Below are 22173 nucleotides of genomic sequence, written 5' to 3' on the forward strand. Positions count from 1 at the left end.
TACATCTGATGATTGAATTCATTTTCAATTAAATTTTTCTTTAATAAATCTAAAAAATATATCACATGGAATTACCATATGCAGAACCGTTTCGTATCAAAATGGTGGAAGAAATCCGTCAGTCTACGAGAGAAGAGAGAGAACAATGGCTGAAAGATGCTAAATTCAATTTATTTAACCTAAAGTCTTCACAGGTTTATATTGATCTTTTAACAGATTCTGGGACAGGAGCGATGTCTGACAGACAATGGGGAGCATTGATGACCGGAGACGAAAGTTATGCAGGTTCTCGCTCATTCGAACAACTGCACAACACAGTACAAAGTATCACAGGTTTCAAATATCTATTGCCAACTCACCAAGGAAGAGCTGCTGAAAACGTTTTGTTTTCGGTTTTGGTAAAAGACGGAGATGTAATTCCCGGAAACTCCCATTTTGACACCACAAAAGGACATATCGAAATCAGAAAAGCGCACGCAATCGACTGTACCATTGATGAGGCTTTTGATATTAATGACCTTCATCCATTCAAAGGAAATATCAACCTTCAAAAACTGGAAGAAGTTTACAAATCTCATCCGAAAGAGCAGATTCCTTTCTGTTTGGTAACGATTACCTGTAATTCTTCAGGAGGACAGCCTGTTTCTCTTGAAAACATGAAAGCAGTAAAAGAACTTTCAGACCAATACGGAATTCCTGTATTTTTTGATTCTGCCAGATTTGCAGAAAATGCTTATTTCATCAAGAAAAGAGAAGCCGGACAGGAAAACAGAAGCATCAAAGAAATCTGTAAAGAAATGTTTTCTTACGGAGAAGGTATGACGATGAGTTCAAAGAAAGACGGATTGGTAAACATCGGTGGGTTTATTGCATTGAACAACGAAGAAGTTTTCAGAAAAGCATCTAATTTCACGATTATCTTTGAAGGTTTTATCACGTATGGCGGAATGGCAGGAAGAGATATGGCTGCTTTGGCTGTCGGACTAGATGAAGCAACAGAATTTGCGTATCTGGAAAGCAGAATTTCTCAGGTTGAATATCTTGGAAATAAATTAATCGAGTACGGAATTCCTGTACAGAAGCCGATTGGTGGTCACGCTGTTTTCATTGATTCTTTAAATTTCTTACCCAATGTTTCGCGTGAAGAATATCCTGCGCAGACTTTAGGTCTTGAGATCTACAAAGAAGCAGGAATCAGAACGGTGGAAATCGGAACTTTATTGGCAGACAGAGATCCTGAAACAAGAGAAAACCGTTATCCGAAATTAGAATTGGTTCGTTTGGCAATTCCGAGAAGAACGTACACGAACAATCACATGGATTATATTGCAGCTGCGGTAAAAAATGTGTACGAAAGAAGAAACGAAATTTCAAAAGGATACAATATTACTTGGGAACCTGAAATTTTAAGACACTTTACCGTTCATTTGGAAGAAGCTTAATTGTTTTTTAAAATAAAAATTTGGGCGCAAAATCGAAGATTTTGCGCCCAAATTGCATATGATTTGATTCTTATTTAATGTTGATAGGATTGCATCCTATCCTGTAGAAAGTCGTCACTTCGTGACTCTTTTCTAGACATTTATTTCTTAGAAATTTTATACAGTTTTCCGCTGTCGGTCACACCATACAAATTCCCGTCCATTCCGCTCAAAACATCACGGAATCTTTCTTTCTGGTCTAATAGAAGTCTTTCTTCGCCAACAACCTTATTGTCTTTCAATACAATTCTGTTGATATGTTGGCCGCTAAGGCAGGCAATAAATAAATTATTTTTCCACTCATCAATATTTCCTGTGTAAAATGTAACTCCACTTGGGGAAACTACGGGATCCCAGTAATAAACAGGTTGCTCAGTTCCTGCTTTTTGCGTTGTTCCGTTATTTATTTTCTCTCCATTGTATTCAATTCCGTAGGTGACGTCACCCCATCCATAATTTTTCCCGGGTTGGATGAGATTGATTTCATCTCCGCCTCTCGGTCCCATTTCGATATCCCAAAGCTGACCTTTTTCATCCAAAGCCAAACCTTGCGGACTGCGGATTCCAAATGCATAAATTTCAGGTTTATAGCCATCTTTTCCGATAAATGGATTTCCCGGAGCTGGTTTTCCGTCTTTGGTAATTTTTAAAATTTTACCTAAATAATTATCTGTTTTCTGTGCGTACACTCTGGTTTCTTTATCTGATCTTTCACCGGTACTTACAAAAAGATTTCCGTCTTTATCAAAAACCAAACGGCTTCCGTAGTGTTTATCGCCGTCATAGGTTGGTGTGGCACGGAAAATCACTTTTACATCAGAAATGTTTTTCATGTCTGCTGATAATTTTCCTTTGGCAACTGCAGTGTGATTTCCACCTGTATAAGGTTCAGAATAGCAAAAATAAATGATGTTATTGCTTTTAAAATCAGGGTCAAGAGCAACATCAAGCATTCCACCCTGCCCTTTGGAATCTACTTTTGGAAATCCTTCAATTTTTGAAATCTGTTTTCCGTCTGCAGAAACAACATTCATAAATCCTGTTTTTTCAGTAATTAAAAACTTTCCGTCGGGCAAATTGATGATTCCCCATGGTTTGCCTAAATCTTTAGTTAAAACCTCAACATTAAATGCTGTAGTAGTTTTAACAGGCTTAATTCTAGTCTGTCCTTCAAAAGCAGGTTTGTAATCTGTATTCGGTTTTTCTTCTTTTGCAGATGGTTCGCTGGGTTTTCCTTTTCCCTGACACGAAACAATCGTGGTTGCTGAAGCCAGTAAAATGGGTAAGAGTAGTTTTTTCATAATAATATTAAAAGAGGTTTTTGTATAAAGTGGAAAAATAATGCCATAAAAACATTTGCACAGTTAAATTTTTATTCTACATTTGTAGAACGAAATGAAATATTGTAGAATATGAACGAGATAAAACTGACCAATTCCGAAAAAACTTTAATGGATATTCTTTGGGAAAAAGAAAAAGCATTCATGAAAGATATTCTGGAAACGTATCCTGAGCCGAAACCTGCAGCAACAACTGTTGCAACACTGCTAAAAAGAATGCAGAATAAAGATTTGGTAGGCTTTACACTGTATGGAAATTCACGCGAATACTTTCCGAAAGTAGCAAAAGGTGAATATTTCAAGGAAGAAATGACTTCTATGATTGACCGTTTTTTCAACAGCTCTGTGACGCAGTTTGCTTCGTTTTTTACATCAAATTCAAAGCTGACGCAGAAACAACTGAAAGAACTTCGTGATATTATCGATAAAGAAATAAAAGGTTAGTCATGGAAATAATTCTTTTAAAAATGATCCTTTGTTCAGGAGCTTTGCTGGGACTTTATTATTTATTCCTGGCAAAAGAAAGAACATTTATATTCAACCGTTTCTATTTATTATCGGCTTTGCTATTTTCACTTTGCATTCCTTTCGCAACGATTGAAACAAAACAGCTTCAACAAGAAAATCAGGAGACGGTCTTTACAGAAGAAACCGGACAGCCCATATTAGAAACTCAGATTATAGACCAAAAGGAAAGCTTTAATTTCACAAATTTTTTGGTAATTGCTTACTTTATTATCACAGGAATTTTAGTTTTAAAAATGATGCATTCTGTTTTGAAAATCAAAAGATTGAAGGGAAGAAATCTAATATATCAAAATAGAAAAATCGTTCTCCTTGAAAAAGACTTAGCCCCTTTCAGTTTCTGGAATACGATTTATCTTTCAGAAAATTATTTCAAGGATTCAAAAATTGATGATACCATTTTTCTCCATGAGGAAATTCATATTAAACAAAAACATTCTGCAGACATTCTTTTTGTGGAAATTATAAAAGCCGTTTTCTGGTTCAATCCGTTTGTGTATTTCTACAAAAAAGCGATGCTCAACAACCATGAGTTTATCGCCGATGAGAGCGTAATCTCTCAAAATAAAAATGTAAAAAAATACCGGGAGATGATTTTACAGGAAATTTTAAAACAACAAAACCTCCCATTGATTCACCAATTCAATTTTAATAACACTAAAAAAAGATTTACAATGATGACAAGTAAAAATTCAAAATTTGCAAAAGCAAAAAAATATCTTGCGATTCCTGCTTTTGCTGTTTTAGCAATCGTTTTTGCAGAAAAAACTTACGCGAAAGAGAATCATGATTTTTCAGCTCAAATTGAGGAGAAGGCAACTCCTGGAATATTTTCTAATGATCCTTCAACCGAGTACAACCAGATTATCAAAAAATATAGTAATCTCTTGGAACAGAAAAAATATGCTGAATTTGATAGAAAAATTAGTTTAGAAGATCGTGCAAAGTTGCAGGAACTATATTTTAAGCTTACAAAAGAACAGCAGGCTGAAACTCCTTTGTATTTTTTCAATATAAAAAAATCTGAAAAAGTAGAGGTAAGTCAAAATCAACTCAATGATTTTATGAACACAAAGAAATACGGTTTGTGGATTGATGGTAAGAAAACGCAAAATCAGAATCTTAAAAAGTATAAGCCACAAGACTTTTCGCATCAATCTGTAAGCAAAAGATATCCTAATGCAATAAGTGCAAAAAATCCGGAGCCTTATCAGGTAAACTTAATGACAAACAAATATTTTGAAGATTATCGAAATGAAAAAGAAAAGGTCTTCATGGGCTTTAAAGCAAAAGCATTCATTAAAGGAAAAGATACTATTCCCGTAAAACGAAATGTTGAAGCAAAAAAATCTGAAGAAAAAAAGATACAAAATGTTGCTTATGGAGAAGAAGCCAATCTTACGCCTGCAGAATTTCCGGGAGGAGCAAATAAGCTGAGAAGTCTTGTTGCAGCGAATTTTGATGGTTCTGTTTTTAAAGGAGATGAAGGAACTGTAAAAACAACAATAACCTTTGTTGTAGACGAGAACGGTAAAGTAAGAGACATTAAGGCATCAGGCGAAAACGAAAAGTTCAACAGTGAAGCACACCGTGTTATAAAGCTAGCCAATCAGGATGTAACTTGGAAACCGGCCATAGCAGATGGTAAAACCGTGGCTTATCAATACAAATTGCCATTAACAATGAATTTTGAAATTTATAAGAAAACGCAATAAAAATATTATTTCGAATAGATATTTTTTATAACCGTGAAGTTGATGCTTTGCGGTTTAATTTTTAAAATTAAATATCCGTTATTATCATACTTGGATTTTAACCACGAAGCGCACAAAAGATTTCACAAAGAACACAATAGTTGAGCTTTGTGGATAATCCTAGTGTACTTTGTGGTAAGAAACAATCATGATTACAGAAAACAGCATTTAATTATAGCATACTGCGGACAATCAGTTTTTTAATAAAATAAATAGTTAATTGTCATAATCGAGCTGAATAAAATATTAGACGTTTTAAAGAAAAAAATTATGACTTTACTCTACTTCCCAACATCTTTTTATTTCCTAAATTTGAAGTATGAAATTCAATCTTCAATCAGAATATAAACCTACAGGAGATCAGCCGGGAGCAATTGAAAAATTGACCAATGGTATTGAAATCGGGGAAAAATACCAGACTTTATTGGGAGTTACCGGTTCCGGGAAAACTTTTACCGTTGCCAATGTGGTGAATAATGCGCAGAAACCAACTTTGGTTTTGGCGCACAACAAAACTTTGGCGGCTCAGCTTTTCATGGAATTCAAAGAGTTTTTCCCTGAAAATGCGGTGGAATATTTTGTGAGCTACTACGACTATTACCAACCGGAAGCCTATATTGCAAGTTCGGGAACTTATATCGAGAAAGATTTAAGCATTAACGAAGAAGTTGAGAAGCTTCGTCTTTCTGCAACGGCCAGTTTACTTTCAGGAAGAAGAGATGTTTTGATTGTAGCTTCCGTTTCATGTATTTACGGTATCGGAAATCCTACTGAATTTCATAAATCTTTAATTTCACTTGAAATCGGAGAAAAAACCACAAGAACCGCACTATTACATTCTTTAGTTAACGCATTATATTCCAGAACATTAGGGGACTTCCAGAGAGGCACATTCAGAGTAAAAGGTGATGTGATTGATGTATTTCCTGCTTATGCAGATAACGGCGTAAGAATTCAGTTTTTTGGAGATGAAATTGAAAAAATTCAGAGTTTTGATCCTGTTTCTGGAAATGTAACGTCAAATTTTGAACAGATTCAGATCTACCCGGCAAATCTTTTCGTGACTTCCAAGGAGACATTGAACGGAGCTATCAAAAATATTCAGGATGACATGGTAAAGCAGGTGGATTTCTTTTCATCCATTGAGAAACCTTTAGAGGCAAAAAGACTTCAGGAAAGAACCGAACTCGACCTTGAAATGATCAAAGAATTGGGTTACTGTTCAGGAATTGAAAATTACTCGCGTTATCTTGACGGTAGGCTTCCCGGAACTAGGCCTTTCTGTCTTTTAGATTATTTTCCGAAAGATTTTTTAATGGTAATCGATGAAAGCCATGTTACCGTTCCACAAGTTCATGCGATGTATGGCGGCGACAGAAGCCGTAAAGAAGCTTTGGTAGAATATGGTTTCCGACTTCCCGCTGCAATGGATAACCGACCTTTAAAATTTGAGGAATTTGAAGCCATTCAGAATCAGGTCATCTATGTTTCCGCAACTCCTGCAGATTATGAATTGGAAAAAACAGGTGGAGAATATATTGAACAAATTATTCGTCCAACAGGACTTTTAGATCCGATTATTGAAATCCGACCAACCATTAATCAGATTGATGATTTAATGGAGGAGATCAATAAGAGAGCCGAAATTGACGAAAGAGTCTTAGTGACAACTTTAACCAAGAAAATGGCGGAAGAATTGACGAAATATTTTACAAAATTCGGAATCAGAACAAGATATATTCATTCTGATGTTGAAACTTTGGAACGTATTCAGATCATGCAGGATCTTCGTTTAGGCGTATTTGATGTTTTAATTGGCGTTAATTTACTAAGAGAAGGTTTAGATTTACCGGAAGTTTCTTTGGTGGCGATTTTGGATGCCGATAAAGAAGGTATGTTGAGAAGCAGAAGATCAATGATTCAGACCGTAGGTCGTGCCGCAAGAAATATCAACGGAAGAGCAATCATGTACGCTGACAAAATTACGAAATCGATGCAGGCAACATTAGATGAAACCGAATATCGCCGTGCAAAACAAATAGCCTATAATGAAGAGCATGGCAAAGTTCCGACCGCATTAAATAAAAAAATCTCCGAAAATCTTGTCGGAAGAAGTAAAGATTTTCCAGACGAAAGATACACTCAAAAAGAAATTGTACAAAAAGTTGCCGAAACAAAAGCAAGTTATTCTTCTGAAGATGTAGAGAAAATCATCGTTCAAAAACAAAAAGAAATGGAGTCTGCCGCGAAGAATTTAGATTTTATAAAAGCGGCAAAGCTAAGAGATGAAATTGCTGCTTTGAAAAGTTGATTTTGGGCGGTTCCTACGGAACCGCCCAAATTCTAAAACTTATAAATCTTCGTTTTAGGTTTTTCATAATTCACTTTTCCACCACGAATCGGGATCAACAGATCCATCAGACCATTTAATTTTATTTCATAAATCGTAGAAAGCTGCATTCCCAGTTTTCCCGGCGGCATTCCTTTTCGGTGGAACCATTCAAGATAGCTGATTGGAAGATCAGCTAAAATGGTATCTTTATACTTACCGAAAGGCATTTTTACGACACATATTTCCTGTAAAATCTCAGGATTTATTCCCTGCTCCATTTTTAAACTATCAAATCTATTTTATTTTCAAGATCTTCATTCTTATCTTTTTCTGAAAGTTGGAGTTCAGGCGTTTCGTCATCCGAAAACTCATTTCGGTATACCTGAATCAAAAGCAAGGTAAATGATACTAAAATAGGCCCAAAAATCAATCCCATAAACCCAAAAAGACTCATACCCATAATGATTCCGAAAACCGTATTTAAAGGATGGATATCTTCAAGTTTTTTAAGCAAAGTGAAACGAAGGACATTATCCGTTAAACCTACTACAATCAGGCAATAAATTCCGAGACCAATTCCAGGCCCGGTCTGCCCTTCAGCAATCATAAAAATACAGATCGGAACATATACAATCGCAGCTCCTACAACCGGAATCATTGATGCTGCAGCCGTTAAAGCAAATAATAAAATAGGACTTGGCGCACCAAAAATAAAATATCCTATCATTGCAATAATTCCCTGCCCCAATGCTACAACGGGAAGTCCGATTGCATTTGCCATGATCAGCTTTCTCATTTTTTCTCCTATTAAAGATACATTGGCTCTTTTCAACGGTGCCGCAGAAGCTAAGATCCTTTCAAAAAGCCTTGGCTTTTCAAACATAAAATAGAGGATAAAATACATTGACATAATCACAGTCAGGGTATTAAATGTTCCGCTCAAAGCTTTTGTAGAAAAACGCCCAGCCGAATCTTTCAGCTTCGTCATATTTTCTTTGCTCAAAAGATCCACCTGAGTTTTTGAATAAACAAAATCATGAATTTTATCAACAAATACGTTGAATTTGGTCATGTACGCCTGCGCATTTCCTAATTTTTCAATGAGTAAATCTGCAATAAAATATATCGGAAGAATAATCACAATTAAACTCGCCAACATCAAAACCAAAGCAGAAGCCCAAGGTTTCCATTTTTTTTCTTCCTGTAAGTAAAGGTTGTATTTTCTGCAGACTACATAAATGGTAATCGCTCCTAAAACAGAAGGAATAAACATAGCAAGATTAAAACAGATTAATGCCGCCAAAATCAAAATAATGGCAAGCAAAAAGATCTGTTTTATAACTACACTGCTGATCTGGTTTTCTTTGTGGTGTGGTGTCATTTATTGTATGTTATTTGTCGTGGTTTACCTAAATATGCACAGTATAGCGAATACATGGCAATATAAATAAACGGTGCAGTAAAAATTATACCAACACAACATAAAACGATTCCCGCTATACTGATAATGACACTTAAAAGTCCGGTTCCCAAGAAAACACTATAGTTTTCTTTAGCGATATTAAAGGTTTTCGAAAGCGCATCCATCGCATTTGCATTTTCAAATAACAAAATAGGATAGCCTAATAAAAATAAAGGAAAAACAAAAACTACAGGAAGCAAACAAAGCATTGCCGCTATAAATAAAATAATATTGGTAATCAGACTATACAACAAAATATTTCCTAAATTTTGACGGTAACCAATAAAAAGATCAGTAAACTCGATTGGAGTTTTAGTATTAAATTTATTGGTAATGTAAATTAATCCCACATAAAGTGGAGAAAGAAGAATGCTCAATACTCCGGCAAATGAGTAATATAAACTTACTCCGGGACGATTAAGTAAAAGTTCTCTGTAAGAATCTTCATCAAAATCTTTGAAATCACTGTAGTTCGTCCAGGAACCAAATCCGGAAATTGATTGAATAACAAAATCTCCTATAAGATAAATGATCATTGCCACGAGACCATAAAGAAAAACGCCTTTATACATTTCGAAAGCATGAGAAATAATGGAGCCTGTACTTCTTTCAGGAACAGATCCCTGTTGATCAAATTCGTTAAATTCTGACATGGTGTTTAATTTTTAATGTTTCTCAAATTTAATTTATTTAAGAACAAAAACACCAGATAATGTAAAAACTTTAGCTTTTTTCGTTAAAAATTGTTTTGTAAAGTGAATATATCATCGCATTCCAGAAAGGAAAAGTAAGCAAAGCGCCAACAAAAAATAAGGCAAACCCGATGTACTTAAATAATACAGCTACAATCGTACAGACTAAAATCTCGAGAAAATACATTTTAAAAGCCTTCCAGTTTAGCGAAATAGCTTCGAAAGTTGTTTTATTATGAAAGAACATCAAAGGAGCCACCAAAATTGTAACCATGATCCAGAAAAGAGGTAAGATAAGTGTAATTTTGAGGATCTCACAAACCAGATACCAGAAAACAAAATAAGAAACATATCTGAAAAAATTGATCCCGTTGTAACCCACAAATAAATCGCCAATACCGATATCTTCTTTCAAATCTATTTTTTTGAAAATCTGAAAAAAACCTAAATTCATAGGAAATAAAAAAGCAGAAACTGCCATAAAACCATACAAAGCATAAGCAAAATTCTCTGTATTTCTTATTGCTGCCAACTTTTCGTTTAGTTCTTCAAGCCCGCTTATTCCCACCTTAGAATAATCTTCTAAAGCTTCAGCATACTGATCATAAATCCCAAATCGCTGCATAATATAAAATGAAACTGCAAAAAATATAGTTCCGTAAATTATCGTAAATAAAATTTGGTATAGTAAAGTTTTGTTCCAGTAAAAAAAAGCCTGCTTTAAAATAAAATCGAGTCCCGGTTTTTGTGGATAGTTCTCCTGCATTGAAAAAATTTTATGCAAAAGTAAACATCAATAACTACTTTTGCGGAATGTTTTCAGCGAATCATCAAAAATTTTTGGAAATGGACGAACTTTCACGGCAGAAAGTTCCGTTTTTCTTTATCATCGATTTTCTTGTTGATCAGGTAGAAATCTGCAAAGAAAATGAACTTTCTGAAAAAGGCTTACTTATTGATTTTCAAATATTTTCGAACACAAAAAAACAGGAAGCATTACAAAAAAAAACGGAATGGAAATCTTATCCGGAAACTCTTGAAAACTTCAGAAAAGGATTTGATCATGTTCAGGACAATATTCGGTTAGGAAACTCATACTTAACCAATTACACCCGAAAAACAAGAATTGAAACCAATTTAAGTTTAGAAGAAATTTTTCATCATTCAAAGGCAAAATATAAAGTTTTATTTAAAGATTTTTTCGTATTTTTTTCTCCTGAAACTTTCGTAAAGATTATTGATGATAAAATTCTGACCTATCCGATGAAAGGAACGATTGATGCTTCTGTGGAAAATGCTGCCGAAGTTTTGAAAAATGATAAAAAAGAAAAGGCAGAACATTATACCGTGGTAGATCTGTTACGAAATGATTTGAGCATGGTTGCAGATAATGTGAAGGTGGATAAATTTCAGTACATTGATTTTCTGAAAACCCATCAAAAAGATCTTTTTGCGATGAGCTCGGAAATTTCAGGTCATATAAAGCCTGAATTTAAAGGAAAGATTGGAAGCATTATGCAGAAACTTCTTCCGGCTGGCTCAATTTTAGGAGCACCAAAACCTAAAACCTTAGAAATTATTCTCGAAGCAGAAGGGTTCGACAGAGGTTTTTACACCGGAGTTTGCGGTTGGTTTGATGGCGAAAACTTAGACAGTTGCGTAATGATTCGTTTTATCGAAAAAGAAGGCGACGATCTCTATTTCAAAAGTGGTGGCGGAATTACACACATGAGTAAATTAGAAGACGAATATCAGGAAATGAAAAACAAAATCTATGTCCCAATTCATTGAAAGCATTAAAGTAGAAGATCAGGAATTATTCCTGCTGGAGTTTCATCAGAAACGTGTGAACGAAACTTTCGCCCATTTTGGGAAAGAAGGCTCAATTGATTTGGCAAAAATCTTCAAAAATCTGGAGCATGATGAAGATGGCCTTTATAAAATGAGACTTGTTTATGACCTTGATAAAAGATTCAGAACACAGATGATTCCTTACGCAATTCCGGAAATTCAGGATTTTCAGCTGATCGAGAACAACAGCTATGATTATTCTTTCAAGTTTGAAGACCGTAAAGAGTTTGAAAAAATGAAGATGAAATCAAAAGCTGAAGAGATTATCATTGTTAAAAACAACCATATTACCGATACTTCGTTTTCAAATATCCTGTTTCAAAAAGGGAAAGATTGGTTTACACCGACAACCTATCTGTTGAATGGCGTGCAAAGACAAAATTTACTGAAAAAGAAGAAAATCAAGGAAGCGGAAATTACGATGCAGAACATTAAAGAATTCTCACATTTTCAGTTAATTAATGCACTGAATGACTTCGATGATATGTTCATTTACCCGATTCATAAGATCATTAATCTTCCAGGAAATGATGATTATTTAGATATTTAATGTCTCTCGCAGATTTTACAGATTAAACATATTCTTTTTTAAATCTGCGTAATCTGTAAAATCTGCGAGGGTAAATTACTTACTTTCTTTCAAAAAATTAAAATAAGCTTTCTGTGTATCGGCATTGGTTTTACCTTGCGTGTTGACTTCCATGATTTTAGGCTGAGCATCCGGTTTGAAGAAATTCTCAAAAACACGATCCAGAGTTCCGTCATCATCCACTTTTACGTAAGAAAAGCCGAAATGTTTTGCTAAAAATTCCGCATTCTTCTGATGTTTCGTCGAGATAAATTCGTCCACCGTATTCGAGTTTGCATTTCCCGGTCCTGGAATGATTTTAAAGATATTTCCTTCCCCGTTATTAAAAATAATAATTCTTGTAAATGGTGGAATATATTGATTCCAAAGCCCATTAATATCATAGAAAAAACTCAAATCTCCCGTAATCAAAACCGTCGGATTTGCATTTTTAATGGCAAATCCCATGGCTGTGGAAGTTGAACCGTCGATTCCGCTTGTACCCCTGTTGCAATAGATTTTTCTTTTTCCGAAATCAAATAACTGAGCATAGCGAATTGCTGAAGAATTGCTGAGATGAATATTATAATGCTCCGGAATACTTTGTGAAGCTTTGTTGAAGAAATAAAAATCTGAGAATTCAATTAAATTTAAAAAATCCTTGTGTTTTTTATCTTTTTTATCTCTTAAAACATCCCAAAGATTAAAATATGGTTTGGGTTCCAGATTAATGAAATTCAATAATTTAGCAAAGAAAAGTTCAGGTTTAATCTCCAGTTTCTGAGTCAAGGCAAAATACGTATCGGGTTGCCAAACCTCATCAAGATGCCAATGCTGTTTCGGATGTGCATTTCTTAAAAACATTTTTACTTTTTTGGAAACCACATTCTGTCCGATTGTAATCAACAGATCCGGAGCATATGTTTTGAAATCTTCTTCCGAAAAATTAAAAATATACCGGTCGATATGTCTGAAAAACTTTTCGTGATATACATTTGAGTTAGCCTCAGTTAAAACAACCACCGAATGGTTTTTCACCAATTGCGTCAGCTGATTTTCCAGTTCGGGACTGTAATCTCTGGTTCCGACCAAAATCATAATTCTTTGGGAAGTATTCCAGTCTGCGACAAGATTTGAAGGAATTTCGTAGTCTTTCTTTTTAATAGTTTTTTCCACCTGAGGAAAAGTAGGAAGCTCTGAAACCAATTCGTACAAAGGTTCTTCCAGAGGAATATTGATGTGAACAGGACCTTGTTTTTCAAAACAAAGCTCGATGGCTTTTTTGATAATATCTGAATTTATTTCCTCCGCATTATCCTTTGAATCTTCCACCAATTGAAAATCACCGTAAGAGTGCTGATGATAAAGATTGTCTTGTCTGATGGTTTGTCCGTCAAACAAATCCACATAATCGGTCGGTCGGTCTGCAGTTAAAATCAGCAAAGGAATATTCGAATAAAAAGCTTCGGTAATGGCGGGATAATAATTTGCTGCGGCAGAACCGCTTGTACAGGTAATTGCAACCGGTTTTTTCTCGCTCATCGCCATTCCCATTCCTACAAAAGCTGCGCTTCTTTCATCCACAATACTGAAACAGTTGAAATCATCCATTTCCGAAAAATGAATCGCCAAAGGAGCATTTCTTGATCCCGGAGAGATGACAACGTCTAAAATTTGATATTGCTGAAGAAGATTTGCAAGTACCTGAATACTTCTTTTGGAAGAATATTTTTTCATTTGAAGATTTCTATTGTTAATGTAATCGTTTAGATTCTACCGAATTTATTTACCGGTTGCGGCATTGCGATTTCATGAGACAAATTTAGTTTATAAATAATTAATTGTAAAATGATTTAATTTAAAAAAGATGTATTTTAGCATCACGTAAAATTTCTATAAAATGGATAAAATACCTAGTGTAGACCTGCGTGATTTCCTTTCGGACAACCCGGAACGCAAACAGAAATTTGTAAATGAAATCGGAAAAGCTTACGAAGAAATTGGTTTTGTAGCCTTAAAGGGACATTTCCTGGATGACAAACTCGTAGACGATCTTTATGGCGAAGTTAAAAACTTCTTTCAACTCCCAACAGAAACTAAACAAAAGTACGAAATTCCCGGAATCGGAGGACAAAGAGGCTATGTAGGTTTCGGAAAAGAAACTGCAAAAGGTTTTAAAAAAGGAGATTTGAAAGAATTTTGGCATTTCGGGCAGTATGTTTCGGATGATTCAAAATACAAAAGCAAATATCCTGATAACGTAATCGTTGATGAACTACCGAAGTTCAACGAAGTGGGTAAAGAAACTTACCAGATGCTTGAAAAAACAGGAAAATATGTTTTGAGAGCATTGGCTTTATATCTTGGTCTTGATGAATTTTATTTTGATGATAAAATAGCTGAAGGAAATTCTATCCTTAGACCCATTCATTATCCGCCAATCACTCAGGAACCGGATGATGCAGTAAGAGCTGCTGCACATGGAGATATTAATCTGATTACCCTTTTGATGGGCTCTCAGGGAAAAGGACTTCAGGTTCAGAATCATAATGGTGATTGGATTGATGCTATTGCAGAACCGGATGAATTGATGATCAATGTTGGAGATATGCTTTCAAGACACACGAACAATAAATTGAAATCTACGATTCACAGAGTAGTAAACCCGCCAAGAGAATTGTGGGGAACTTCAAGATATTCCATTCCTTTCTTTATGCATCCGATAAGCGAAATGTCGTTGAATGCCTTAGAAAACTGCGTAGATGAAAACCATCCTAAACTGTATGAAGATACAACGGCAGGAGAGTTTTTGCATGAACGATTAATTGAATTGGGATTGATTAAAAAATAAATGAAAACCGGACGTTAAGTTCGGTTTTTTTTATTTTTAGCAGCTTCAGTTCAATCTGTGAAATCCATTGATAGTAATTTCCCCACAGATTTCACAGATTGACACAGATTTTTTTTAGTTGAATTTGATTTATGATTGATACCCCAGCAATTTCCTGATCTGATAGAAGAATCTTTCAATGAGTCTTAGATCCTGCGTTACGATTTCTGCATTTCCCCTTAATTCTTTATCAAATTTCAAAGTTTTGTTGTAAGAAGTTTTCAAACCTTTAGGTAAAACAACATCCACATAATAATTTCCTTTATTATCCGGAATCATGGAAATATTTTTCACTTTTCCTTCAATAATTCCGTATTCCTGAAAGCGGTAATTGTCTAATTTAATTAAAACCTTTTCTCCCGGAATAATTTTCCCGGAATTTGCTGTAGGAACAGACAATCTACCAACTAACTGACTCGTATGATCCGGTAAAATTGAAACAATAGGATCACCTGCTTTTACAAACTGATTTTCACCAAAAAACTGCTGAAAACTCGCCACTCCGTTAGTCGACGAAATAATGAGATAATTTTGCTCCCACTGTTTCAACGATTTTCTTAGGTTTTCGAAAAGCTGCAACGTTTGTGAAGAATAATTAATTTTATCTTTCTCTGTATTGATTGCTGTTCCGCTTTTGGTTTTGTGAAGATTAGAAATTCCTTCCTGCATCTGAGAAATAGAAATATTAATATTTTCTAAATTCTGCTGAGCTTGAAGATATTTTATTTTCTCGTTCTCCATTTCCATCGCAGGGATTATTCCCTGATTAAACAGTTCCTGAGATCGCTGATAATTCTTTTTTGTCAGCTCATATTTTGCTGATTCTAAACTTTTTTGCTGTTTTAAGTTTAAAATTCTGCTTTGAGATTCTGAGATACTTTGATTTGCTGCCAGTTTTTCTGGAGCATACGGTTGCAATCTCGTAAAAAGACTCTCATCCTGAAATGCTTTTGCAAAACTATTATAATCTCCCTGTAATTCTCCCAATTTAAAATGAGAAGCTTTACTTAAAGGAAAAGAAAGCAATTGACCCGGAGAAAGAGAATCTACAAGTTTCTTGAGCTCTAAAACATCTTTATAATTTGCCGTCGACTGCAAAACAACCATTATATCACCTTTTTTTACTTTCTGATGATCTTTGATGAATATTTTCTCAATCTTTGAATTGCTTCTGGCTTCAATTTTTTCGGGCGGATTTTGGGATGTCACAATAATAGTAGCGGGAACGAATTCCGGATATTTGATGATATAGCTCATTATGAATATCATTACCAAGATCAGGAAAATAATGGTATTTCCCCATCTGAACATCCAATGTGGTGGTTCTGTGAGAATATCCTGAACACTTTCTGAGCGGAGTTCTATGGTGTCTAAAATATCTTTTTCTTTCATTTGTTAATAAATGCCTTTTAAAACTTTGTCAAAGATTTTCAACTTTGACAAAGTAACTAATTCAGTATAGTTAGTTTCCAAGTTCCAGTTGATTTTTCACCAATCTATAATATTCACCTTTTAAGTCAACCAACTCATTATGATTTCCCTCTTCCACAACTTTTCCTTTATCTAAGACTATGATTTTATCGGCGTGTTTTACTGTAGAAAGTCTATGCGCTATTACAATTGCCGTTTTACCTTTGAAAAACTGTTCAAGATTTTCCATAATTACTTTCTCATTATTGGCATCCAATGCCGAAGTTGCTTCATCAAAGAAAATATATTCCGGGGATTTGTAAACAGCTCTTGCAATAAAAAGTCTTTGTTTTTGTCCGCCACTTACACCCAGTCCTTCGTTTCCGATTTTGGTATTGTAACTTAATGGTAATCCTTCAATAAAATCTTTAATATTGGCAATCTCTACCGCCTTTCTCAATTTTGTTTTATCTACATAATCTTCACCGACTGCAATATTATTAGCAATCGTATCATTAAAAATATAACCTTCCTGCATCACAACTCCGCATTGATCTCTCCAAAATCTTGGCGAAATGTTTTTCATCTGCGTATTTCCTATTTTTATTTCCCCTTCATTGGGTTCATAAAATTTCATTAAAAGTTTCAGTAATGTTGTTTTTCCACTTCCGCTTGCTCCAACAATAGCTGTTGTTTTTTGGTAAGGAATATTTAAACTTAAATTTTCAAAAACCGGAACGTCAGAACCAATATATCTGAAAGACATATTATTGATTTCAATATCTTTTTCGGGAACCTCGGTTGCATATTGCTCGTCTTTGCTTTCTTCATCTTCCTTGTCGTGAATCTCGCCCAATCTCTCCAATGATATTTTAGCATCCTGAGTCTGTTTTATAAAGTCAATCAGCTGCAGTAACGGACTGTTTAATTGCCCGATAATATACTGAACAGAAAGCATCATTCCCAATGTAAGATTACCTTCCAAAACCAATTTAGCAGAAAGAAAACTTACCAGAATATCTTTCATTTGATTAATAAAATTCCCTCCAACAGATTGCCATTGTTCAAGGGAAAGAGATTTTATTCTCAGTTTGAATAATTTAACCTGCAAAAATTCCCAGTCCCAACGTTTTTGCTTTTCAGCGTTATGCATTTTGATTTCCTGCATTCCGTTGATGAGCTCAATCACTTTACTCTGCTCCTGAGAAACCTGCGAAAACCTTTTATAATCTAATTCTTTTCTTTTATTAAGGAAAAAACTGATCCATCCAATGTATAAAATAGCTCCGACCAAATACACAAGAAACAGTTTGTAATCATAAAATAGCAAAACAATACTGAAGATAATCAGATTGACTAATGAGAAAAGAGTATTTAAAGATGAATTGGTTAAAAGCTGCTCTATTCTATGATGATCGTTGATTCTTTGCATAATATCTCCGGTCATTCTTGTATCAAAGAAACTGATCGGAAGTTTCATTAATTTAATAAAGAAATCTGAGATGATCGAGATATTGATTCGGGTGGAAAGGTGAAGTAAAATCCAGCTTCGGATAATTTCAATACCCATTCTGCCAAGAAAAAGCATGACTTGCGCTAATAGAACCAAATAAATAAAGTTAATATCTTGGTTTTGAATCCCAACATCAACGATACTTTGTGTAAGAAAAGGAAGTATTAATGATAATAAACTTCCAGCCAACAAACCAATTGCCAGTTGAAAAATAAGCGATTTGTATTTTAACAAATATTTTGAAAGAAAAGAAAAACTTGCTTTGCTTTCATGGTCATCAAATTCAGTCTGAAAAAATGCAGGAGTGGTTTCAAGAATCAAAGCGATTCCTTCTTCGGTGTTTTCGTTTGCATTTTCACCAATCCAGAATTTAATAAACTCTTCTTTTGTGTACGTAATTAAACCATAACTCGGATCTGAAATATAGACAGTATTATTTTTATCAATTTTATATACAACTACAAAATGTTGCTTGTTCCAATGAACAATACAGGGAAATAGAACTTCTTCTTTCAGCGTATTAAAATCTATCTGAACACCCAAAGAACGGAACCCTAAACTTTCGGCTGCGTCACTTAAACCGAGCAAACTACTTCCTTCTCGAGTGGTTTCAGAAAGATTACGAATTTGCTGCAAAGAAATACTTTTGCCGTAATGTTTACTGATGATTCTGAGACAGGTGGGGCCGCAGTCTTTGGCGTCGGGTTGGAGGTAATGAGGAAAAGATTTCAATTTTATTTGTTTTTTACTAATTCCTGCATATCATAATATTCGATAGCTTTTTGTTTTAATGGATTGATACTCCAATCTTCCCATTCGCCAGAATTTGGATTGTAACCACATTTTAAAGGCTTGGAAGTATCTAATCCTCTGTTGTTTATGTGGGTTCGCTCGGTATAAGCTCTACAATCTGTACATATATATCGGAATTCACATTCTTTGCAAGATTCAATAATGTCTTTTGTAACATTCCAATATTTTTTAAATTCGGAATGCTGTATTGCCTCCACTAAAGTTGTATTATTTATATTTCCAAAATCTTTCGCCATAGAAGGACAGTTTTTGATATTTCCATTGATATCAATAGCTATCTTCCTATTGAGGCAAGAATTATATTGAATACTTTCACTAAATGTTTTAGTGTTTACCGAAAAATAAAAATCAGAAATAAAGCCACATGATTTAACCGAAAAAGTAGATTCTTTTAAAAAATAAATAAGCATTAGTCTTGTTTCAATTTCAGGAGTTATATCCGGAGCACCATAAATATAAACCTCTCTAACTCTGCTATATTTTTCTTCAATATCTAAAAAGAAATCTTTTCTAAAATCAGAATAATTTATGATTATTTTAATGGATCTTATACCAGAAGTTTCAAATAATTTTAGAATTTCCATATAGCTTTGATAAAAGTCTCCAAAAAATCTTATTTCAATTGATTCACAACCTAATTGATTAAGCTGCTTAACTGTGTTTTTTACAGTATTAATATTGTAATTAGCTGGTATATCAAGAATTGAATTACTAATAACAGCTGGAATTTCAAAATTAAAATTAATTTTAGGAAATCTACTTTCTAATGAAGAATCATCAATAAATATAAATTCTTTATCTAATAAAAATTCAATGTATGAATCGAAAGTTTCAAGATCATCTTTATCCTGATATTTAGACCTGATATTTTCTAATTCTCTTTCATTATCCAAATCTATTAATATGTCAAAAAGACTATTAGGTACAATTTCAAAATCTTTTCTTTGTAAATCACAGATTAAACTTTGAGAGGCTCCCTTTACAGGGATGCAGGACGAAAATAAATAAATATTTTTTTTCACTTTGGTTCTTTTATTTCAAATTTACTTACAGGCTTATAAAATAACAAGCTAAATGTTTGGCTAGAGTTATGTCTATCTGATTTTATAATTATGGCACTTCCTCCTTTAACAGGTTTCATCTTTTCTAAAAGTGGTATTTTTATTTTTTTCATTATCTATTAATATTAATTTTTCAGCAATTTTTTTTTCAATATTATAATTACATGGGAGTGATACCATTCCAAATTGCCCAAGTGGATTGACTTCTAAAAAATACAACTCATTATTTAAATCAAAAATGAAATCTAATGATCCTGTCTGTAAATCCACATCTTTCATGAACTTTCTGATTTTTTTTTCTTCTATATCGGTTAGATTAAAAGGAACATTTCTATTTGGTAATTTGTTATCATATTGACGGAAATCAATTTCTGTTTCTTTGTTACTTGCTGAGAATATTGCCATACTATAAATATCTCCTGAATCAAAAAATACTCTTACTTCCAGCTTCTTTTTTATTTCTTTCTGAAAAAGAGTAGGGAAAAAAGTTTCTTTCAGGTTATTAATGATATTTTCATCAATCCGCTCTGTAAAAGGAGCTAAATTTTTCTTTTGGATTTTATCATGAAAAGTATCAATGTCACCAATCGGTTTCATGATAACGGAATCGTTTTCTTCAATAAATTTCACTAATTCTTTTTTATTTGTAGTAATAAGCGTTGTTGGTATTTTGAATCCATTTTTGCTGGCAAAAAATAATTGTGCTGATTTTGAAGCATAATCCTTTTGATAACTATCTTTGTTATACCATTTATCTGTACTGAAACAAGAGAAGAAATATTGTGATAAAGAACGGAATTCTCGCTTTAAAAAAGCATTTAGATCTCTTTTTTTATCAAAAGAATATTGCCCCATCCATCTTCTATACCAGATAATATTTACATCATCAATATTAATATCGTTTAATGCTAAATTTCTTTTAGAAGAGGTAAAATCTATTTTGAAGTTTTTACTTTCCATTAATGTTCTTCCATTAACTCTCCTGACATTTCCACCTAAATGTACAATCCATTCGTAAATGACATCAGTTGTATACTCGAACTCGGCTTGGCTAAAAATTAAAATCATTACACTTATAATTTAAAATTATTTTAAAAACTGGAGTATTTTCATACTCCAGTTACAGAATCTTCCAAGGATTATTTTATTATTTATCTGAGTCTTTTCCTCCAGAATCTTCACAGTCTATTGAACCATTCTTTCCTGTAGTTGTACAATTTGTATCAACGAATGTTAAAGTTGCATCTGTTAACTCTGTTATAGCCATTAATGCTCCAACAAAATGTTTAAGATTTGATTTTTTAACACTTTTACTTTGTAAATTTTCTAATTTTTTCATAACAATAATTTTTACTTATTATTTATCCCAGTTATGATCTGAACAATCATATACCGCAGTATTAGCTGTAGTAACACAGCCTGTACTTACGTAAGTTTTTCCATCAGCTTCAAGCGAGCTTATTGCCGCTAAAGCACCTATAAAATACTTTAAACTTGCCTTATTAATGGCTTTGCTTTGTAATTTTTCTAATTTTTTCATAAATTTCTTTTTTGATTATGGAAGATTCTTTTTGATTTTTTTGAGCGTAACACGTCTGTTAAAAGAAAATTTTTCTTTCAACATTTCTGAATTAGTTAATATTTTCTATTGCTTAACTCTAAGAATTATAAGATTGAGATTTACTTATAGAGTATAGGCTCTGTAATGCCTTCTTTTTCAAAAATATTTTTATTCATTTGAAAATGTCTTTCGGTCATGAAATTTAAATATTCTCTGAGTGGTCCTAGCTGATAAGCTTTTCTTAATTTATCAATATTTGTACTGTCTATTAACCCATTTTTGGGTATAGCTTGCCCATTAGATTTATAATCTAATTGTGTTCCGAAAAGTTGTTTTTCAGAATTATTTACTTTTACACGATCATATAATAAAGCATAATGTTCTGGCGATGCATTATTTTTTTGTATCTCTTTTTTTAAAGATTTTAAAACTTTATTTTGAAAATTTGGGAATTTGTCAGAATGTTGTATAATAGCCCAAAATTTCTGTTCGCTTTCTTTATCTAATATTTTGTATCCAGGATAACCATATTTGCTATATATTTCCATAGCTTTCCTAGTGTTTTCAATATAAACGCTATCTTTAAAAGCGCTCCACTGCTGAGGAGTATATTTTTCGTATTTTCCTTTTGGGATAAATGCAGCTATCTGATCTATCTCATACATTTTATCTACTTCATTTTTAAGGTTGTTTATTTGGTAATCTGTAATATTACTTTTACAACTTATAAATGTATTCATCAATAACAATAATATTACCCAATTAATAAATATTAAAATTAATTTTTCAACCATGCTTATACGATTATTATTAATTCGTTCAAATCAAAAAATTTTATTTTTCGTTTGTGCGCACTAAAAAATAAACATTCGTTTTTCAGTGTAATGTTTTTCAAAACTAAACAACATACTCCTCCCATC

At 33.5% G+C, this 22173-nt stretch carries 20 protein-coding genes; 7 read left to right on the forward strand and 13 right to left on the reverse strand.

Translation table 11 applies throughout. From position 1 onward, the window contains the following. Positions 1–65: 65 nt before the first annotated feature. Positions 66–1442 (forward strand): tryptophanase, encoded by a 1377-nt coding sequence (locus tag BA768_RS03665; protein ID WP_065719743.1) that lies wholly within the window; start codon positions 66–68, stop codon positions 1440–1442. 140 nt (positions 1443–1582) lie between these two features. Here BA768_RS03665 and BA768_RS03670 read toward each other — a convergent pair whose 3' ends face one another. Further along, positions 1583–2782, reverse strand: coding sequence for a PQQ-dependent sugar dehydrogenase (locus tag BA768_RS03670; RefSeq protein WP_034677597.1), 1200 nt, complete (start codon positions 2780–2782; stop codon positions 1583–1585). Between the two features lie 111 nt (positions 2783–2893). Between BA768_RS03670 and BA768_RS03675 the strand changes: the two genes are divergently transcribed. From BA768_RS03675 to uvrB, 3 genes are all read left to right on the forward strand, one after another. Further along, positions 2894–3265 carry a BlaI/MecI/CopY family transcriptional regulator gene (locus BA768_RS03675; RefSeq protein WP_065719744.1) on the forward strand — a complete coding sequence of 124 codons (372 nt, stop codon included), beginning with the start codon at positions 2894–2896 and terminating at the stop codon, positions 3263–3265. Between the two features lie 2 nt (positions 3266–3267). Next, on the forward strand, positions 3268–5061 hold the full coding sequence (locus BA768_RS03680; RefSeq protein WP_065719745.1) for a M56 family metallopeptidase: 1794 nt from the start codon (positions 3268–3270) through the stop codon (positions 5059–5061). Positions 5062–5419: 358 nt separating this feature from the next. Continuing rightward, positions 5420–7411, forward strand: a complete 1992-nt coding sequence (gene uvrB, locus BA768_RS03685; RefSeq protein WP_065719746.1) for an excinuclease ABC subunit UvrB — start codon at positions 5420–5422, stop codon at positions 7409–7411. A 32-nt stretch (positions 7412–7443) separates the two neighbouring features. Here uvrB and BA768_RS03690 read toward each other — a convergent pair whose 3' ends face one another. The 4 genes from BA768_RS03690 to BA768_RS03705 form a co-directional block, all read right to left on the reverse strand. Then, on the reverse strand, positions 7444–7698 hold the full coding sequence (locus tag BA768_RS03690; protein WP_051882938.1) for a DUF3820 family protein: 255 nt from the start codon (positions 7696–7698) through the stop codon (positions 7444–7446). A gap of 14 nt (positions 7699–7712) precedes the next feature. After that, positions 7713–8813 (reverse strand): AI-2E family transporter, encoded by a 1101-nt coding sequence (locus BA768_RS03695; protein WP_065719747.1) that lies wholly within the window; start codon positions 8811–8813, stop codon positions 7713–7715. Next, on the reverse strand, positions 8810–9547 hold the full coding sequence (locus BA768_RS03700; protein ID WP_065719748.1) for a beta-carotene 15,15'-monooxygenase: 738 nt from the start codon (positions 9545–9547) through the stop codon (positions 8810–8812). The genes BA768_RS03695 and BA768_RS03700 overlap by 4 nt, the downstream gene beginning before the upstream one ends. Positions 9548–9617: 70 nt before the next feature. Further along, on the reverse strand, positions 9618–10352 hold the full coding sequence (locus tag BA768_RS03705) for a hypothetical protein (RefSeq protein ID WP_065719749.1): 735 nt from the start codon (positions 10350–10352) through the stop codon (positions 9618–9620). A gap of 47 nt (positions 10353–10399) precedes the next feature. On the opposite strand from BA768_RS03705, the gene BA768_RS03710 reads away from it, so the two are divergent. Beyond that, positions 10400–11377, forward strand: coding sequence for an aminodeoxychorismate synthase component I (locus BA768_RS03710; protein ID WP_065719785.1), 978 nt, complete (start codon positions 10400–10402; stop codon positions 11375–11377). Next, on the forward strand, positions 11361–11987 hold the full coding sequence (locus BA768_RS03715; protein WP_065719750.1) for an aminotransferase class IV: 627 nt from the start codon (positions 11361–11363) through the stop codon (positions 11985–11987). Before BA768_RS03710 ends, BA768_RS03715 begins: the two co-directional genes overlap by 17 nt. 75 nt (positions 11988–12062) lie before the next feature. Here BA768_RS03715 and menD read toward each other — a convergent pair whose 3' ends face one another. After that, on the reverse strand, positions 12063–13742 hold the full coding sequence (gene menD, locus BA768_RS03720; RefSeq protein ID WP_065719751.1) for a 2-succinyl-5-enolpyruvyl-6-hydroxy-3-cyclohexene-1-carboxylic-acid synthase: 1680 nt from the start codon (positions 13740–13742) through the stop codon (positions 12063–12065). Between the two features lie 163 nt (positions 13743–13905). Between menD and BA768_RS03725 the strand changes: the two genes are divergently transcribed. Further along, entirely contained in the window at positions 13906–14856 is a 951-nt protein-coding gene (locus tag BA768_RS03725; protein WP_065719752.1) for an isopenicillin N synthase family dioxygenase, read from the forward strand. Between the two features lie 129 nt (positions 14857–14985). On the opposite strand, the gene BA768_RS03730 is transcribed toward BA768_RS03725, so the two are convergent. The 7 genes from BA768_RS03730 to BA768_RS03760 form a co-directional block, all read right to left on the reverse strand. Then, entirely contained in the window at positions 14986–16287 is a 1302-nt protein-coding gene (locus BA768_RS03730; RefSeq protein ID WP_065719753.1) for an HlyD family secretion protein, read from the reverse strand. 70 nt (positions 16288–16357) lie between these two features. Beyond that, complete coding sequence (locus BA768_RS03735) at positions 16358–18550, reverse strand: peptidase domain-containing ABC transporter (RefSeq protein WP_065719754.1); 2193 nt, start codon at positions 18548–18550, stop codon at positions 16358–16360. A 2-nt stretch (positions 18551–18552) separates the two neighbouring features. Next, on the reverse strand, positions 18553–19653 hold the full coding sequence (gene gwsS / locus BA768_RS03740; protein WP_083206582.1) for a grasp-with-spasm system SPASM domain peptide maturase: 1101 nt from the start codon (positions 19651–19653) through the stop codon (positions 18553–18555). Positions 19654–19758: 105 nt separating this feature from the next. Next, positions 19759–20760, reverse strand: a complete 1002-nt coding sequence (gene gwsG / locus BA768_RS03745) for a grasp-with-spasm system ATP-grasp peptide maturase (protein WP_065719755.1) — start codon at positions 20758–20760, stop codon at positions 19759–19761. A gap of 79 nt (positions 20761–20839) precedes the next feature. Further along, positions 20840–21031 (reverse strand): hypothetical protein, encoded by a 192-nt coding sequence (locus BA768_RS03750; RefSeq protein ID WP_065719756.1) that lies wholly within the window; start codon positions 21029–21031, stop codon positions 20840–20842. Between the two features lie 18 nt (positions 21032–21049). Next, positions 21050–21232 (reverse strand): hypothetical protein, encoded by a 183-nt coding sequence (locus tag BA768_RS03755; protein WP_065719757.1) that lies wholly within the window; start codon positions 21230–21232, stop codon positions 21050–21052. Between the two features lie 140 nt (positions 21233–21372). After that, positions 21373–22047: a DUF6624 domain-containing protein gene (locus BA768_RS03760; protein WP_065719758.1), complete on the reverse strand. Its 675-nt coding sequence runs from the start codon at positions 22045–22047 to the stop codon at positions 21373–21375. Positions 22048–22173: the final 126 nt, after the last annotated feature.

It is taken from the genome of Chryseobacterium sp. CBo1 (assembly GCF_001693475.1).
Taxonomy (GTDB): Bacteria; Bacteroidota; Bacteroidia; order Flavobacteriales; family Weeksellaceae; genus Chryseobacterium; species Chryseobacterium formosense.

Excerpts from the sequence above, each read along its gene's own strand:
- BA768_RS03700 (WP_065719748.1), bottom strand. The coding sequence starts at position 9,547 with ATGTCAGAATTTAACGAATTTGATCAACAGGGATCTGTTCCTGAAAGA.
- BA768_RS03750 (WP_065719756.1), bottom strand. The coding sequence starts at position 21,031 with ATGAAAAAATTAGAAAATTTACAAAGTAAAAGTGTTAAAAAATCAAAT.
- BA768_RS03695 (WP_065719747.1), bottom strand. The coding sequence starts at position 8,813 with ATGACACCACACCACAAAGAAAACCAGATCAGCAGTGTAGTTATAAAA.
- BA768_RS03725 (WP_065719752.1), top strand. The coding sequence starts at position 13,906 with ATGGATAAAATACCTAGTGTAGACCTGCGTGATTTCCTTTCGGACAAC.
- menD (WP_065719751.1), bottom strand. The coding sequence starts at position 13,742 with ATGAAAAAATATTCTTCCAAAAGAAGTATTCAGGTACTTGCAAATCTT.
- BA768_RS03710 (WP_065719785.1), top strand. The coding sequence starts at position 10,400 with ATGTTTTCAGCGAATCATCAAAAATTTTTGGAAATGGACGAACTTTCA.
- BA768_RS03760 (WP_065719758.1), bottom strand. The coding sequence starts at position 22,047 with ATGGTTGAAAAATTAATTTTAATATTTATTAATTGGGTAATATTATTG.
- BA768_RS03680 (WP_065719745.1), top strand. The coding sequence starts at position 3,268 with ATGGAAATAATTCTTTTAAAAATGATCCTTTGTTCAGGAGCTTTGCTG.
- BA768_RS03675 (WP_065719744.1), top strand. The coding sequence starts at position 2,894 with ATGAACGAGATAAAACTGACCAATTCCGAAAAAACTTTAATGGATATT.
- BA768_RS03730 (WP_065719753.1), bottom strand. The coding sequence starts at position 16,287 with ATGAAAGAAAAAGATATTTTAGACACCATAGAACTCCGCTCAGAAAGT.
- BA768_RS03670 (WP_034677597.1), bottom strand. The coding sequence starts at position 2,782 with ATGAAAAAACTACTCTTACCCATTTTACTGGCTTCAGCAACCACGATT.
- uvrB (WP_065719746.1), top strand. The coding sequence starts at position 5,420 with ATGAAATTCAATCTTCAATCAGAATATAAACCTACAGGAGATCAGCCG.
- BA768_RS03705 (WP_065719749.1), bottom strand. The coding sequence starts at position 10,352 with ATGCAGGAGAACTATCCACAAAAACCGGGACTCGATTTTATTTTAAAG.
- BA768_RS03755 (WP_065719757.1), bottom strand. The coding sequence starts at position 21,232 with ATGAAAAAATTAGAAAAATTACAAAGCAAAGCCATTAATAAGGCAAGT.
- gwsG (WP_065719755.1), bottom strand. The coding sequence starts at position 20,760 with ATGATTTTAATTTTTAGCCAAGCCGAGTTCGAGTATACAACTGATGTC.
- BA768_RS03665 (WP_065719743.1), top strand. The coding sequence starts at position 66 with ATGGAATTACCATATGCAGAACCGTTTCGTATCAAAATGGTGGAAGAA.
- BA768_RS03715 (WP_065719750.1), top strand. The coding sequence starts at position 11,361 with ATGTCCCAATTCATTGAAAGCATTAAAGTAGAAGATCAGGAATTATTC.